Raw genomic sequence first — 16,924 nt, forward strand, 5'->3', positions numbered from 1 at the left:
ATGGGCTTTTCGCTTCAATTAAAAAAGATTAAACGAGTTCAAAAGAAAAGCGAATCTTGTAGGGGTTTATTGAGCTTATTTTGTTTGCCTGAATCGTAAAAAAATAAGTTATTTGCTTTTCATATCTTCTGATGTATCTTTATGACTTAATTAATTCACGCACATGAAGTTTTTGAGGAACCTTTTAGCGGCCATTTTGGGGACGCTTATTGCTTTAGGGATCATTTTTATGTTTTTTCTCATTATTGCCACTTTGACGGGCAGTAGTGACCAAACCGTTGCGGTTAAAAGCAATTCCGTATTGGAGATCAATTTTAAAGAACCCATTAAAGATTACGGAGGAAAGTATAAATTTACCGATATTGATTATAAATTTGAGGAATACAACGGACTCAACACTATCCTTCCGGCTATAAGGGCAGCTGCGAAAGATGATAAAATAAAAGGAATCAGTATTAATAATTCGTTTTTAACCACCGGAGCGGCGAACACAAAAGCCATAAGGGATGCTATTGAAGAATTCAAGGAATCCGGGAAGTTTGTCTATGCCTACGGCGATATTTTTCTTCAAAAGGATTATTATCTGGCTTCGGTGGCCGACTCGGTATTCTTAAACCCTGCCGGGGAACTGGATTTTAGGGGATTGTCTTCGGAAGTATTGTATTTAAAAGACCTTCAGGAGAAATCGGGAATAAAAATGGAGGTAATCCGCCACGGAAAATACAAAAGTGCGGTTGAACCTTACTTGACGGACGAAATGAGTGATGAAAACCGGGAGCAGATATCAGAACTGTTGTCGTCTGTTTGGAATACTTATCTGGAAGATATTGCTGAAAGCCGTGGACAAAGCGTGGAACAACTGAATGCATTTGCAGACGAATTGGCGGCTCGATCACCTGAATTGGCCTTGGAAAATAATTTTGTGGATGGTTTAAGTTATGTCGACCAATACAACAAGTTATTGAGGGAGAATTTGAATTTGAAGAAAAGAGATAAGATCAACTCGGTAAATATTATCGATTATGCCGAGTATGTTTCCAAAAAGAAAAAGACTGCAGGAAAGGATAAAATCGCTGTTGTGTATGCACAAGGAGAGATTGGCTTCGGAAAGGGAAATGATAATTATATCGGACAGGAAGTCATGTCCAAAGCATTAAAAGCTGCTCGGGAAGACGATGATGTAAAGGCTATTGTGCTGCGCATCAATTCACCGGGAGGAATGGCCTTGACTTCAGATATTATTTGGAGGGAGATCGAAGTGACCAAGAAAGTAAAACCTGTCGTGGTTTCCATGGGGAATTTGGCTGCATCAGGAGGGTATTATATGGCTGTTGCCGGCGATAAGATCTTTGCCGAACCTGCAACGATTACCGGTTCGATTGGGGTTTTTGCCACAATACCCAATGCGAGTAGATTGGCAGAAAAATGGGGAATCAATGCCGAACAGGTAAACACCAATGAAAATGCTACAGCCTACAGCTTGTTCGAACCTGCAAGCGATAGCTTTAAAGCTTTTGCGAAAGAGGGGATCGAAGATTTTTATCAAGATTTCCTGCAAAAAGTAGCTGATGGCAGGAATTTGTCTGTACCAGAGGTAGATAGTGTGGCCCAAGGAAGGGTTTGGAGCGGAGTTCAAGCAAAAGAACACAGACTTGTGGACGAAATAGGAGGACTAAACAAAGCCGTTGCCTATGCAGCTCAAACTACAGGGGCGGAAGATTACGTTGTGGCGAATTATCCCGTATATGAAACCAATATTAAGGAGCTGTTGCAAGGTGCTTCAGGTCTTGGTTTTTTGGAAAGTAGGGAAGATGTGTTGAAAGAAGAACTCGGGGAAGAGATATATAACATCATGCAACGGATAAAAGCCGTATCAACTCAAAAAGGATTGCAGGCGAGAATGCCTTTCGAAATCAACATCAAATAATTTATGGTGCATAAAGATAAGAAGCTGGCATTCAAAATATACCTGTATCTCGGAGCGTTGTTTATCACTTCCTTGGTGGTTTCAAATCTGATCTTTCAAAAATTCTTTTATTGGTATCCTTTGGGCGAAGATGTAACAATCTTCGGGGCTCCCATTTTTGAACTTTCAGTAGGGATATTACCCTATCCGATTACTTTTTTGATTACCGACCTGATTTCTGAGATCTACGGACAGAAAAAAGCGAATCAGGTGGTGACGGCGGGAATCTTCGCTTCCCTGTTCTCCATGGCGATTATTTTTATGGCCGAATTTATGCCTGCGATGGAAACATCGCCTGTACAGGACGCTACCTTTACCAAGGTTTTTGCCTTGTCTCCAGTAGCCGTGTTGGCTTCGATGATCGCCTATTTGTGTGCACAATATATAGACATTACGATTTATCACTTTTGGAAACGTCTGACCAATGGAAAATACCTTTGGTTGCGTAACAATTTATCAACATTCACCTCACAATTTATAGATACCTTTACGGTGGTTTTGTTATTGTGTGTTTTTGGAGTGTTGCCTTGGTCATTGTTCTATGGCTTGGTGATCAGCGGGTTTCTGTTTAAGGTGTTTATCGCTGCTCTGGATACGCCATTGTTGTATTTTTTCGTGTTTTTGTTCAGAAAACGTTTCAAATTGAAGCCCGGAGAAGAAATATCGTTAGATGTTGGATAATCTTAATACATCAGAATTTCGTATGTATAGATAGGAACATTAAAGTTGTATTAAAATTGGTTTTGCAATATGGGATTTATCCCAAATTTGCTTAATATAGTTATGTGGAAAAATTTTAGGATTCAAAAAGCAAACACATGAAAAAGATATTAAAAATAATAGCGGTTTTATTTGGACTGTTTATCATTTTTCTTATAGCCGCCCCTTTCCTGTTTGAAGGAAAAATAGTGCAGCTTATGAAAAAAACGGTGAACAATAATATAAACGCCAAGATGGATTTTGCCGATGCGAGCATCAGTTTGATCCGGAATTTCCCCAACACCTCTGTGTCGGTGAAAGAGTTGAGTATTGTGAACAACGCTCCTTTTGAAGGCGATACCTTGATTTATGCAGAGCGGGCGGATATCAGTATTCCTTTTATGCAACTTTTCAACGATGGAGGGGAGCCGTATTCAATAAACAGTTTTAGTATAGACGGTGCACAAGCAAATATCCTCGTAGATGAAGAAGGGAATGCAAATTATGATATTGCAAAGGAGTCTGATGAAGGTGCAGAGGAAACAGCTGCTTCAGAAGAGGATGTAAAACTGTCTATCAAAAAATATGAGATCAGCAATTCAAAAATCACTTATTATGATGCTGAAGGAAAACTGTCCTTTGTGTTGGACAGTTTGAATCATTCGGGAAAAGGCGACCTTTCTGCATCACAATCAGAATTGGATACCGAAACAAATGCTTTGGTGTCTTTTGAATTGGACAGCGTGAGTTATTTGAAAGGACATCAGATTCGGTTGGATGCTTTGTTGGGGATCGATTTGGATCAGAATAAATATACCTTTTTGGAGAATAAGGCGCTGATCAACCAATTGGAGTTGGTTTTCGACGGATTTGTAAAGGTAAACGACGACAATCAGGAAGTGGATATTTCTTTTAAAACGCCATCATCCGATTTCAAAAACTTTTTGGCGGTAATGCCAGAGGAATATTCCAAGGATATTGAAAACGTACAAACCACCGGGGATTTTGCAGTGGAAGGAACATTTAAGGGTATTGTGGACGAGACCCATATTCCTACTTTTGATATCACAATTAACTCTGAGAATGCTTCTTTTAAATACCCCGACCTTCCACAGTCGGTAAACAATATCCATATCGACACAAGAGTGGCCAACGAGTCAGGATTGACCGAAGACACCTATGTAGATATCAGCAAGCTTTCGTTTAAGATTGCTGAGGATGTTTTCAATGCAAGGGCTAACATTAAAAATATAACGGATAATCCTTTGGTGAATGCCAATTTAAAAGGAAGGATCAATTTGGCCAATTTGTCCAAAGCATATCCATTCCCGATGGAAGAATCCATGAAAGGAATCCTTGATGCCGATGTTAATACGTCTTTTGATATGAATTCCATAGAGAAAGAGCGATACGGGAATACAAAAAACAACGGTTCAATGACCTTAAAAGGCTTTGAGTACAGTTCGAGTGAAATGAAAAACCCTGTGCAGATTTCTTCTGCGGATATGACCTTCAACACCACTGATGTGACGCTAAATTCTTTTGAAGCGAAAACAGGTCAAACAGATTTTTCAGCCAAAGGGTCTATACATAACCTGTTGGGGTATATGTTTAATAAGGAATTGTTGAAAGGGAATTTTACGTTGAATTCCAACACCTTCGCCGTAAACGATTTTATGACAGAAGATGAGAATGGGAATGGAGAAGGAGGATCAAACGAAACCGAAGAGGAAATAAAGATTCCGTCGTTCTTGGATGCAACTGTGGCAGCCAAAGCCAATACTGTGCTTTATGATAATTTAAAACTGAAAAACGTTTCGGGAACTTTGATCATTCGGGATGAAACTGTCAATATAAAAAACCTGACGTCCAACCTTTTTGGAGGAAAAATGGCGGTGAATGGTTCTGTATCGACCAAAACGGAAACACCTATTTTTAATATGGATTTGGGAATGAACGATTTTAATATCTCAGAATCCATACAAAATTTGGAGCTATTACAGGCTATTACGCCTATCGCCAATGCATTTGTGGGAACCTTAAATTCTAATTTGTCTGTAAAAGGGAATTTGAATAACGATTTTTCGCTCAATATGGAATCCATATCAGGAAATGCCCTGGCAGAGGCTATAATTAACGGATTTAGCCCCGAGAAAGGGCAGTTATTGACGGCTTTAAGTCAGAAAGTTGATTTTTTGAATTTCGGTGAGGAAGCCGTTAAGAATGTAAAGACCGCCCTCACTTTTGATAAAGGGAAAGTAAACGTAAAACCCTTTCATATAAAATATAAGGATATAGATGTTGAGATTGCCGGAAGCCATGGTTTTGACAAATCGGTTGATTATAATGCGACTTTCAATGTTCCGGCGAAATACTTGGGTAAGGATGTAAATAATTTGATTGCAAGATTGGATGATCCAGAAGCTGAAAATATGCTTGTTCCGGTAACAGCGACTATTGGAGGAACATATGGGAGTCCTTCAATAAGCACTGATCTTAATTCTACAGTAAGCACACTTACCAAAAGATTGGTTCAAATGGAAAAAGAAAAACTGATGAACAAGGGGACGGATAAGGTAAAAGGGGCACTAACCGATATATTGACCGGGACAAAAACCAAAGATACAACTGCTTCAGGAACACAAACCGAGACCACAGCAACTAAAGATTCTACACGAAATGAACAAATAAAGAATGCGGCTGGCGATTTGATCAAAGGCTTGTTTGGTGGAAAGAAAAAAGATACGACAAATGAGTAAAAGTTTTTGAGTCGTACATTTTTTCTTTGCGTTTGCAAAGAACACAGAGAACCATTAGCTTTTAGGATGCTTCCCTTAAATTAATTAAACTTCTATACACAAACCATATAATGACAAAAATATTGAAGAATTGTATTTGTTCGTATAACTCAAATAATGTTTTTGCATAAAAGCATCACTTTTCCGGTGTTGAGCTATCGGTTGAGGTCAGTGGTCTAAAAATATTTAAGATCGGGTAAGAATTATGGATATTTAGACATAATCAACCCAAAATGGACCAAAACACCTTAAAAATACTTTTTACACTGGTTTTTTTTAGTGGCAGTTTGTTTGTGGTGTCGCAAAATGAACAAAAGGTCATATTCCCCAAAAGTTATGTCGCTTATAAAACTTCAGAAGTTATCAAGGTCGATGGCAAAGGAGATGAAGTGTCGTGGAAAAATGCTGAATGGACATCTCGTTTTATCGATATCGAAGGCGAAAAAAAACCGTTTTACGATACACAGGTAAAAATGCTTTGGAATGACACATATCTTTATTTTTACGCCGAAATGGAAGAGCCTCATGTTTGGGCAACTTTAAAACAGCGCGATACGATTATCTTTCACGACAAGGATTTTGAGATTTTTATCGACCCCGATGGTGATACGCATAACTATATTGAATTTGAAATGAATGCACTCAATACGGTTTGGGATCTTCTTATTGTGAAACCGTACAGAGACGGTGGCCCGTTTATGAATCACTGGGATATCAAAGGAATGAAAACAGCGGTTCATATCGATGGGACACTCAACGATCCAAATGACGCAGATAAAGGGTGGAGTGTTGAGGTCGCTATGCCATGGAAAGCGCTTACAGAAACTACAAAAAGGAAAACTCCCGAAAACGACTATTGGCGCATTAATTTTTCCCGGGTCAATTGGCAACACAATCTCGTAAATGGGGAATATCAACGTAAGAAAGATGATCAGGGAAATTTGTTACCTGAATATAACTGGGTGTGGTCTCCGCAGGAGGTTATCAATATGCACGAACCGGAAAGATGGGGGTATGTCTATTTTTCGACGGAAAAGAAAGAAGAACTATTTGCAATACCTAAAGATGAAAAGATAAAATGGGAGTTGTATCGATTGTACAGAAAGCAAAAGCAATTCAGACGTAAGGAAGGAGAATGGATATCCACAATCGATAATCTGGTATCGACCCCACTTCTAATTGACGGACAAAAAATAGAACCCGAATTGGAAGTGCACAGTCAGGGGTGGAACATAAACGTGTTGAGTCCGTTTTCAGGAAATGTACTGACTGTCCGTGAAGACGGAAGATTTATAAATGAAAACAGTAAAGAGTAAATATAAATATCATGTACCAGCTTAAACTTATTTGTATAGCCATTGTATTGAGCGGACTCGTTTCGTGTAACCAAACTGCGGAAAAAAAGAACACTTCTCAGCCTGTAGCCGAAACAGAGACCGATACTGTTCAAAATGATTTTAAATATTGGACATGGATCACTGCCAGTAGTAAAAAAACAGATGAATCATACAAAGAGGAGTTTACCAAATATTCTTCCAACGGAATAGATGCTGTATTGATCAACACCAATACCGATCCCGAATTGTTGAAACGCCTAACACCCATTGCAGAAAACGCCGGTTTGGAGGTTCACGCTTGGATTATGGCGATGAATCGGCCGGGAGACGGTGTGGCATTACAACACCCGGATTGGTATGCGGTGAGTAGGGATGGGAAATCCTGTTTTGATACGCGACCTTATGTAGACTATTACCAGTGGTTGTGTCCTACCCGAAAAGCATCCAGGGAGCATGTTTTAGATTTGGTAGAAGGTTTGGCTAAAGTTGAAGGTATTGCCAGCGTACATTTAGATTATATCAGGTATCCCGATATCTTTTTGCCTGTCGGATTACTTCCTAAATATGATTTGAAACAAGAAACTGAGCTCCCCGAATTCGATTTCTGCTATTGTGATGTTTGTGTAGCCGAGTTTGAAAAGATCCATCATAAAAATCCGCGTGATTTTAAAAACCCTGCGATTGACATGGAGTGGAAGCAATTCAGATTGAACAAGATAAAAGCAGTAGTGGATGATGCGTATAAAATTGCGCATCAGTATGATAAAAAATTAACGGCTGCTGTTTTTCCATATCCTGAAATGGCAGACCATATGGTACGCCAGCGATGGGACAAATGGAATATCGATATGGTTCTGCCCATGATCTACCATAATTTTTACAACGAAGAAACAGATTGGATAGGTTACGCCACGGCTCAGGGGGTAAAAGATTTAGAAGGTAAAGGTGTTGAACTGCATACCGGAATATTCTTACCTGATATGCCCACGGATGAAGTTGCTCAAGCTATTCAATTGGCAAAAGATAACGGAGCCAAAGGTATCTCTTTTTTTGACGGCAATGCCATTACAGAAGAACATTTTAAGGTGATAAAAGTGTTTAAAGAATAAATCCATACCAAATAAATGAACCTAAGATATATTTACATTGTATTGTTTTTATTGATCGGTTGTAATCAGCAAACAAAAACTGTTTTTACTGAAACAGATATAAAAATAATACCTAAGCCACAAGAACTGACATTGAATGAAGGATCTTTCATTTTTAATGCTGATACTAAATTCGTCGTAACCTCAGATATACAATTACAAGCGGCCCAAATATTAGTTAATCAGTTTAAGATTGCTGCTGATTTAGATCTTGGAATTACAAAAGAACAGCCTGAGTCGAATTTTCTAGTCTTGAAGGATAATTCTAACCTTAGTCCTGAAGCCTATACACTTACAGTTAACAATGATAATGTAATTATTGAAGCTTTTAAGCTGAATGGATTTGTATATGGAATAGAATCGGTAAGACAGTTGCTTCCTGTAGCAATAGAAAGTCAAACTGTAGTTTCTAATGTTCAATGGGAAATTCCTAATGTTAAAATATCAGATGCGCCAAGATACAAATGGAGAGGATTGATGCTCGATGTGTCCCGACACTTTTTTGATAAAGAATATGTAAAGAAAACCATCGATCGTTTGGCGTATTTAAAAATGAATACCCTACACCTTCATTTGGTAGACGACCAGGGATGGCGAATCGAAATAAAAAAATATCCTAAGCTTACTGAAGTGGGGGGATTCAGGGTAGACCATGAAGACAAGCACTGGAATGCCCGACCAGCTAAAGAAGGAGAAAAGGCAGCTTATGGCGGCTTTTACACTCAGGAAGATATTAAAGAGATTGTAGCTCATGCACAGAGCAGAGGGATTACCGTGGTGCCCGAAATTGAAATGCCGGCACACGTAATGAGTGCGATCGCATCTTACCCGTATTTGTCGTGTTTTGAAACGCCTATTTCGGTACCATCCGGTGGAGTTTGGCCAATTACTGAGATCTATTGTCCGGGAAAAGAATCTACTTTTGAATTCTTAGAAGATGTATTGATAGAGGTGATGGAGCTATTTCCTTCAAAATACATACATGTTGGTGGCGATGAAGCTACAAAAACCAATTGGAAAAAATGTCCGCATTGTAAAGCTCGAATGAAATCAGAAGGACTGAAAAATGTAGAAGAGTTACAGAGTTATTTTATTAAAAGAATGGAGCGTTTTATCAGTTCAAAAGGACGAGTACTTATTGGTTGGGATGAAATATTAGAAGGTGGATTGGCGCCAGGAGCAACCGTAATGAGCTGGAGAGGTGTAAAAGGAGGTTTAGAAGCATCTGAACAAGGACATGATGTGGTGATGACCCCAGGAACACATTGTTATTTTGATCATTATCAGGGGCCACAAGATGCCGAACCGGCTGCATGGGGAGGATATTTACCGCTAAGCAAAGTATACGAATTTGACCCTGTGGTTGAAGGAATGACCGAAGAACAGGCTAAACATGTGTTGGGCGGGCAAGCAAATTTGTGGGCCGAGTATATCCCAACTACAGATCAATCAGAATATATGATCTTTCCTCGTATTGCAGCACTTTCAGAAACACTTTGGAGTTCGAAAGAAGAGAGGGACTGGAACGAATTTACCACACGTATCATTCCAATGTTCGATCGCTTTGAAGCTATGGGTATCAACTACGCAAAGAGTATTTATACTATTAGAGAAGAAGCAATTGTTGATGAGAAAACAGGAAATGTTTCCGTTTCGCTAAGTAATGAAATTAAAGGGTCAGATATTCGATACGTTCTAGATGAAGCTGATTTGGAAACTGATGCTATTAAATATGAAAAACCAATACAAATTACCAAGACAACTACCATAAAAGCAGCTTATTTTGAAAATGATAAGCCGGTAGGAGCTGTTTTTGAGAAAACATTCAAATATCATAAAGCAGTTGGTAAAAAGGTTACTTATAACACGGAGGTAAACAACAGGTATCAGGGAACCGGAGAAACCACACAGGTGAATGTTTTAAGGGGAACTAAGAATTTTCATGATGGACAATGGCAAGCATGGTTAGGGAATGATATGGAGGTGATTATCGACCTTGAAGTAGCTGCTGAAGTTTCAAAAGTGTCTGTAGGCGCTTTGGAAAATCAAGGACCGGGAATATATTTTCCAACAAAAGTTGAGGTATGGTTGTCTGATGATGGTGAAACCTATACCGAAGCCGGTAGTATGGAAAGACTTTTTAAAGCAACAGGTGATGCCACATTAAAAGATTTTGTAGTTAAATTTGATGCCCAAAAAGCTCGTTATGTAAAAGTAAAGGCTACGAATTTAAAGCAAACCCCAACGGGCGGCGGTGTATTTTTATTTGTAGATGAAATTATAGTAGAATAAATAAGATGGATAGGCGTGTAGAGAGCCCTTCGAGGGTTTGGAACCCTCGAAGGGTTAACCTAAATAGTGGTTGTCTTATATCATAAGTCAAAACTAAATAACCAATCAGTAAAGATGAAGTTACCAAGAATTATATATAGCATTCTCCTAATCAGCGGAATTACCATCGCCCAAAAACAACCTGTAGATTATGTGAATCCGTTTATCGGCACTTCCAATTATGGCGCTACCAATCCGGGAGCGATAGCACCGCGTGGAATGGTAAGTGTTTCACCATTCAATGTGGCGGGACCGCAAAACCTTCCGCAGGAAAAAGACAGCAGGTGGCTTTCCAATCCGTATGTTAATCAAAATACTTTTTTAACCGGATTTACCCATGTGAATTTAAGTGGTGTGGGTTGTCCCGATCTGGGCGTTATCATTACCATGCCGACCACAGGTGAGTTGGAAACCGATCATTTAAAATATGGAACAACCTATACCGATGAGGTTGCTAATGCCGGTTATTATTCGGCGCATCTTTCAAAATATGATGTAAAAGCAGAAACTACAGCATCAACCAGGGCTGGAGTTTCCCGTTATACTTTTCCGGCAGGAAAGTCTAACGTCCTTTTAAACCTCGGGTTAGGACTTACAAACGAGCAGGGCGCCATGGTAAAAGTAGTTTCCCCAACCGAAATAGAAGGACTCAGAAAAATAGGTTCGTTCTGTTATTACAAACCCGAAGAAGTCTATCCTGTGTATTTTGTGGCTAAGTTTTCTGTTCCGGCTGATGAATACGGTGCTTGGGAAATCCCGCATCGAATCTCAGGTCCGGAAGCCGGATTTATAGAAGAGTTCGGAGGAGGCTATAACGGAAAGACACGTATCAAAAAAGGTTTTACCAGAGAGGTTGTGGGTGATAGTATTGGAGCGTATTTCTCATACAATTTTGAAAAACAGACCCAGGTAGAGGTAAAGATCGGTGTTTCGTATTTCAGCATTGAGAATGCCCGCGAAAATCTTGAAAAAGAAATAGGAGACAGGACTTTTGATGATGTTTACGAAGCAACAAAAAATGAATGGAACAAAACTTTGTCGACCATCGAGGTTGAAGGTGGTACAGAAGACGAAAAAACAGTGTTCTATACAGCTTTGTACCATACCCAAATCCATCCGAATACGCTGAACGACAGTAATGGCGAATATCCCGAAATAGGAACGGGAAAAATTGGCAAAACAAACGGAACTAGGTTTACGGTTTTTTCACTTTGGGATACTTATCGAAACTATCATCAATTGATGTCGTTGTTGTATCCCGATCAGCAATTGAATATGGTAAACAGTATGTTACAGATGTACGATGAAAACGGCTGGTTGCCAAAATGGGAATTGAATTCAACAGAAACCTTTACTATGGTGGGTGATCCGGCTTCAGTGGTACTGGCCGATACTTATTTAAGGGGTATTACAGGTTTCGATACCGAAAAGGCTTATGAAGCCATGCTTAAAGGCGCAAATCAGTTAGAAGGGAATCCGCTTCGCCCGGGTTTAAAAGAGTATATCAAAAACGGGTATGTGAGTGTCGACAGTAAAATATCGGGCCCGGTTTCAACCACTCAGGAGTATAATATTTCAGATTATGCCATTGCTCAATTTGCTAAAGCATTGGGTAAGAAAAAAGATTATAAAACCTATTACAAGCGTTCGTTATCATACAGAAAGTTATTCGACAAGGAATTCGACCTTCTTCGTCCAAAATATAGTGACGGTACATGGTATAGTCCGTTCGACCCAAATGAAGGAGCTAATTTTGAAAAGAATGTTGGTTATATAGAAGGAAATGCATGGCAATATGTATTTATGAATCCACATGATATAAAAGGAACTATTAAATTAACCGGCGGAAATGATGCTTTTGTAAAACAACTGGATCATATTTTTGAGATCGGTCAATTTGATATGGCCAACGAGCCTGATTTTGCCTATCCCTTCCTGTATAATTTCTGCAAAGGCTATGAGTGGAAAGCCCAGGAGAAGGTACATCAGTTAATTGGAGAATACTTTACAAATCAACCTGCCGGACTTCCCGGAAATGACGATACCGGAACCATGTCTGCCTGGGTTATCTATGCTATGATGGGAATTTATCCCATTACCCCCGCTAACCCGATGTATACCTTAACAACTCCTGTTTTTGATAAGGTGACCATTCATCTTGATAAAAATTATTACGAAAACGATACGCTTATTATTGAAAAAAAGGGAAAAGAAGGTAGCATAAAAGAAATCAATTTAGATGGAAAATCACATAACAATTTTTTTATAAGTCATGATGATTTGATTCAATCGGAGAAATTGAAAGTAATCCTTGAATAATTCAAATAAACCAAAACAATGATTAAAAAGTTCAGCTTAATATTATTTTTGATAGGAAGCCTTAGTATTAACGCCCAAAAATATCCCTATCAAGACGCTTTTCTTCCCGTTGAAGAACGAGTGCAAGACTTGTTGGACAGAATGAGTCTTGAAGAGAAAGTCCGCCAGATGGATATGTACAAAGGCGAGTTCTTTAAAACTGATGAAGCTTTTGATAAACGTAAAACTTCAGAGCACATAGGCAAGCTTGGCGTAGGGGCTATACACGATATTTATCCGCGCTCTGCAAAAATGATCAACGAGCTTCAGAAGTATGTTGTAAAAAACAACCGTTGGGAAATCCCTGCATTGATCATGGCCGAAATTCTTCACGGATATGTAGATGATGGAGCTACCGCCTTCCCTATGAATATAGGACTAGGTGCTACCTGGGATACTGATTTAATGGAACGTGTTGGAAATGTTATTGGAACTGAAGCCCGGATCCACGGTGTGCATTTTGGTTTGGGACCTGTTTTGGGAATTGGTCGTGAACCACGCTGGGGAAGGGTGGCAGAAACGTTTAGTGAAGACACCTATTTGGCAAGCGAAATTGGTTTGGCAATGGTTAAAGGGATTCAAGGTGATGCCTTGGCATCGCAAACATCTATTATAGCCGAGCCCAAACATTTTGCAGTGCATAGTTATCCGCAGGCAGGGGGCAATTCATCACCTGTTATTGTGGGCGAACGTACTGCCAGGGAAGATTTTCTTCCCGTTTTTGAAAAGGCTTTTAAAGCAGGTGGAGCCTTAGGAACTATGTGTGCCTATTCGGAGTTGGATGGTATTCCCTGTGCTGCCAATAAATGGTTGCTTACCGATGTGTTGCGTAACGAATGGGGTTATAAGGGAATAGTGATATCCGATCTTGGAGCCATAAAATATGTACAAACTACCCACTATGTGGCCAATTCACCTAAGGATGCAATAAAACAGGCTGTGGATGCCGGGGTAGATATGCAATTCTATGATTTCTCCAATGAATTTTGGCAAAAAACACTTGTCGATCTTGTAAATGAAGGTGAATTATCGATGAAAGCTATAGACAGGGCAGCCGGAGGTGTCTTGCGACTTAAATTTTTGTTGGGTCTTTTTGAAAACCCGTATACTGATGCCAAATTGTTCAACAGTTTATATCATGCAAAAGAGCATCAGGAGATAGCTTTGGAAGCAGCACAGAAATCTGTAACGCTGCTTAAAAATGAGAACAAACTTCTTCCGCTTAAAAAAGATCTGAAAACCATTGCTGTTATTGGCCCTAATGCTGATGCTTCCCGCCTAGGAGGTTATGCTGTACGAAATAAAGAAGCGATAACGGTATTGGAAGGTATCAAGGAAAAAGTAGGTGATGATGTTGATGTGATCTATGAAGAAGGAGTACCGTTGATTATTAAAGGACAAATAATTTCTTCTGAAAACTTATGGACACCCGATGAATCTTCTAACGGATTAAAAGGAGAGTATTTCAATAACCGAAAATTAGAAGGAGAACCAGTATTAACCAGAATTGATAAAGAACTGGAATTTGACTGGCCATGGTCGCCGGGAGAAGGCGTTCAAGACGACCAATTTTCGATCCGGTGGACAGGCTTTTTAAAACCGACAGCGTCGTTTGAAGGCTGGTTAGGGTTGAGTTCTGATGATGGAGTGCGTATGTGGGTAGACGATAAGCTTATTATCGATAATTGGACCAAAGGTTCAACAAACATCGTGACTTATCCCATGATCTTTGAAGCAGGACGAAAATATAAGATCCGCATCGAGATGTGGGAAGGTGGCTGGGGAGCCCGTGCTCATTTGCGTTGGAACTTAAAGAAGGTCAATTTTAATCCTGCAATGGAAGCTGCAAAAAAAGCCGATGTTGCGGTGGTGGTTCTTGGAGAGTCTGGAGAGCTTGTTGAAGAAAACAGGGATGTAGCTACGCTAAATTTACACGGAAAGCAATTAGAGCTCATACAAGCTATTCAAAAAACCGGAAGGCCTGTAGTTTGTGTGTTGCTGAATGGCAGACCCTTGTCAATAAACTGGATTGATGCCAATGTTCCTGCTATTGTTGAAGCCTGGTTCCCGGGCGAAAAAGGCGGACAAGCAGTAGCTGACGTGTTGTTTGGCGATTATAATCCGGCAGGGAGGTTGTCTGTCACAGTACCCAAATCGGTGGGGCAATTGCCTATTTACTACAATCAGAAACCATCGGCCATACACAGATATGTTGAAGAAAGCGAAGAACCTATATACCCGTTCGGATATGGATTGAGTTATACTTCTTTTAAATACGATAACTTAAAACTAAGTTCAAAAGCCATCAACAAAAATGAAAGTATAACAGTGAGTATTGAGGTAACCAATACCGGTGATCTTGATGGTGAAGAAGTGGTACAGTTGTATATAAACGACGTGTATTCATCGGTAACCACTCCGAAGAAAACATTAAAAGGTTTTAAGCGTATCAGTATTAAAAAAGGGGAAACCAAAAAAGTGACTTTTGAGTTGACCCCTGATGAACTTGCCATATGGAACCGGAAAATGAAAAGGGTTGTTGAGCCTGGTGAGTTTGAAGTGATGGTAGGAGGAAATTCAAAAGATTTGATAAAAACCACATTTGAAATAAAAGAGTAAAAACAAATAATTATGAACATTGCTAAAATAAAAAAGAGCTTGGCTTTAAGCTTATTTATGGTTATATCCCCGGGAATTTTTGCCCAAGCAGTATACGAAGACGAGCGTTATGTACCGGAGACAGACCCAGTAGTATTGGAAAAACTGGAAGAATGGCAAGGATTTAAATTTGGTCTGCTGATGCACTGGGGCGCCTACAGTCAGTGGGGTATTGTAGAATCGTGGTCCTTATGCCCGGAAGAATACGGCTGGTGCGAACGTACAAAAGGATCGAATCCTGATGATTATTTTGCGTATAAAAAAGAATACGAAGACTTGCAAAAGACCTTTAATCCGATAAAGTTCAATCCTGAAAAATGGGCAAAAGCAGCCAAAGATGCCGGAATGAAATATGTGGTGTTCACTACCAAACATCATGATGGCTTTTCTATGTTCGATTCAAAATATACCGATTATAAGATCACCGATGAGAAAACACCTTTTTCATCTAATCCCAGAGCCAATGTAACCAAAGAAATCTTCGATGCTTTTAGAAAAGAAGGTTTATGGGCAGGAGCATATTTTTCAAAACCCGACTGGCATTCGGAATATTATTGGGATCCGTATTTTCCGCCAAAAGACCGTAATGTGAATTACGAACCGGAAGCTTACCCTGAAAAATGGAATAATTTTATCGATTTCACCCATAACCAGATATTGGAATTGTTAACGGACTATGGCAAAGTAGACATCCTTTGGCTCGATGGTGGTTGGGTAGCGAAGAAACCAACAAGTCAGATCACTTCCTGGTATGAAAGACAATTAAAAGATAATGAAAACGGCTACATAAAACACCGTATTATAAACCAGGATATCCGCATGGACGAATTGGTAGAAAAAGCAAGGGAAAAACAACCCGAACTCATAGTGGTTGACAGGGCTGTTCATGGTAAAAACCAGAATTACTTAACTCCCGAGAACAGAGTACCCGAAAAACCATTGCCATATCCTTGGGAATCGTGTATTATTTCCGGCGGTGGCTGGTCGTGGACACCAGACGCCAAATATATGAGTGGCAGGGAAGCGATTCATTTATTGGTCGATATTGTAGCAAAAGGAGGTAACCTTTTATTAAATGTGGCTCCTAATGCACAAGGTGAATGGGATGAAGGAGCATATCAACTCCTTGAAGAGATTGGTGACTGGATGGAGGTGAACAGTGAAGCTATTTACGGTACAAAACCAATGGCACCTTATAAATTTGATAATATTTGTATCACTACTAAAAAAGATGGAACAATTTATTTGTTGTATTTGGTTGAAGAAGGACAAACAAATATCCCTTCAGAAATTGAAATTCCTTTCGAAATTATATCTAATGCTCGGATTAAAACATTGGACAAAACCACAGAGTTGAAATTTAAAAGAGAATTAAACAAAACCATATTATATATTCCTAAATCCCTAACAAAAAAAATTGCGAACTCTAATGTTTGGGTTGTTAAAATCGAACAATGAATTCGTTTAAACTTTTTTCAATTGGCTGAAATAGCCACTGGCTGTTTTCTTAATGTTTGGTCCTCCTTTCGTAGTAGCATTTCGAGGGATGAAAAAGTAAGTTTTCTTTATAATGAAAAGAGGTTTTTTTCGAATTCTTTTTAATTCAAAAGAAGTTGCGTAATTATAATT

General features: G+C 39.3%; 9 protein-coding genes. All 9 read left to right on the plus strand.

Annotation, left to right across the window (positions count from 1 at the left end; all coding sequences use genetic code 11):
• Positions 1–163 precede the first annotated feature (163 nt).
• The 9 genes from sppA (at position 164) to OOZ15_RS16875 (ending at position 16,753) form a co-directional block, all read left to right on the plus strand.
• A complete protein-coding gene (gene sppA / locus OOZ15_RS16835; protein ID WP_265957608.1) occupies positions 164–1,927 on the plus strand; it encodes a signal peptide peptidase SppA in 1,764 nt (587 codons plus the stop codon).
• A 3-nt stretch (positions 1,928–1,930) separates the two neighbouring features.
• On the plus strand, positions 1,931–2,647 hold the full coding sequence (locus OOZ15_RS16840) for a queuosine precursor transporter (RefSeq protein ID WP_265957609.1): 717 nt from the start codon (positions 1,931–1,933) through the stop codon (positions 2,645–2,647).
• Between the two features lie 137 nt (positions 2,648–2,784).
• A complete protein-coding gene (locus OOZ15_RS16845; RefSeq protein WP_265957610.1) occupies positions 2,785–5,424 on the plus strand; it encodes an AsmA family protein in 2,640 nt (879 codons plus the stop codon).
• Positions 5,425–5,696: 272 nt separating this feature from the next.
• On the plus strand, positions 5,697–6,779 hold the full coding sequence (locus OOZ15_RS16850; protein ID WP_265957611.1) for a carbohydrate-binding family 9-like protein: 1,083 nt from the start codon (positions 5,697–5,699) through the stop codon (positions 6,777–6,779).
• A gap of 11 nt (positions 6,780–6,790) precedes the next feature.
• Positions 6,791–7,909, plus strand: coding sequence for a putative glycoside hydrolase (locus OOZ15_RS16855; RefSeq protein WP_265957612.1), 1,119 nt, complete (start codon positions 6,791–6,793; stop codon positions 7,907–7,909).
• A 15-nt stretch (positions 7,910–7,924) separates the two neighbouring features.
• Positions 7,925–10,240 carry a glycoside hydrolase family 20 protein gene (locus OOZ15_RS16860; RefSeq protein WP_265957613.1) on the plus strand — a complete coding sequence of 772 codons (2,316 nt, stop codon included), beginning with the start codon at positions 7,925–7,927 and terminating at the stop codon, positions 10,238–10,240.
• Positions 10,241–10,354: 114 nt separating this feature from the next.
• Positions 10,355–12,598 (plus strand): GH92 family glycosyl hydrolase, encoded by a 2,244-nt coding sequence (locus tag OOZ15_RS16865; protein ID WP_265957614.1) that lies wholly within the window; start codon positions 10,355–10,357, stop codon positions 12,596–12,598.
• A gap of 18 nt (positions 12,599–12,616) precedes the next feature.
• Entirely contained in the window at positions 12,617–15,256 is a 2,640-nt protein-coding gene (locus OOZ15_RS16870; RefSeq protein ID WP_265957615.1) for a glycoside hydrolase family 3 N-terminal domain-containing protein, read from the plus strand.
• A 12-nt stretch (positions 15,257–15,268) separates the two neighbouring features.
• Complete coding sequence (locus OOZ15_RS16875) at positions 15,269–16,753, plus strand: alpha-L-fucosidase (protein WP_265957616.1); 1,485 nt, start codon at positions 15,269–15,271, stop codon at positions 16,751–16,753.
• Positions 16,754–16,924: the final 171 nt, after the last annotated feature.

The sequence above is a fragment of the Galbibacter kalidii genome, from assembly GCF_026241135.1.
In the GTDB taxonomy this organism is placed as follows: Bacteria; Bacteroidota; Bacteroidia; order Flavobacteriales; family Flavobacteriaceae; genus Galbibacter.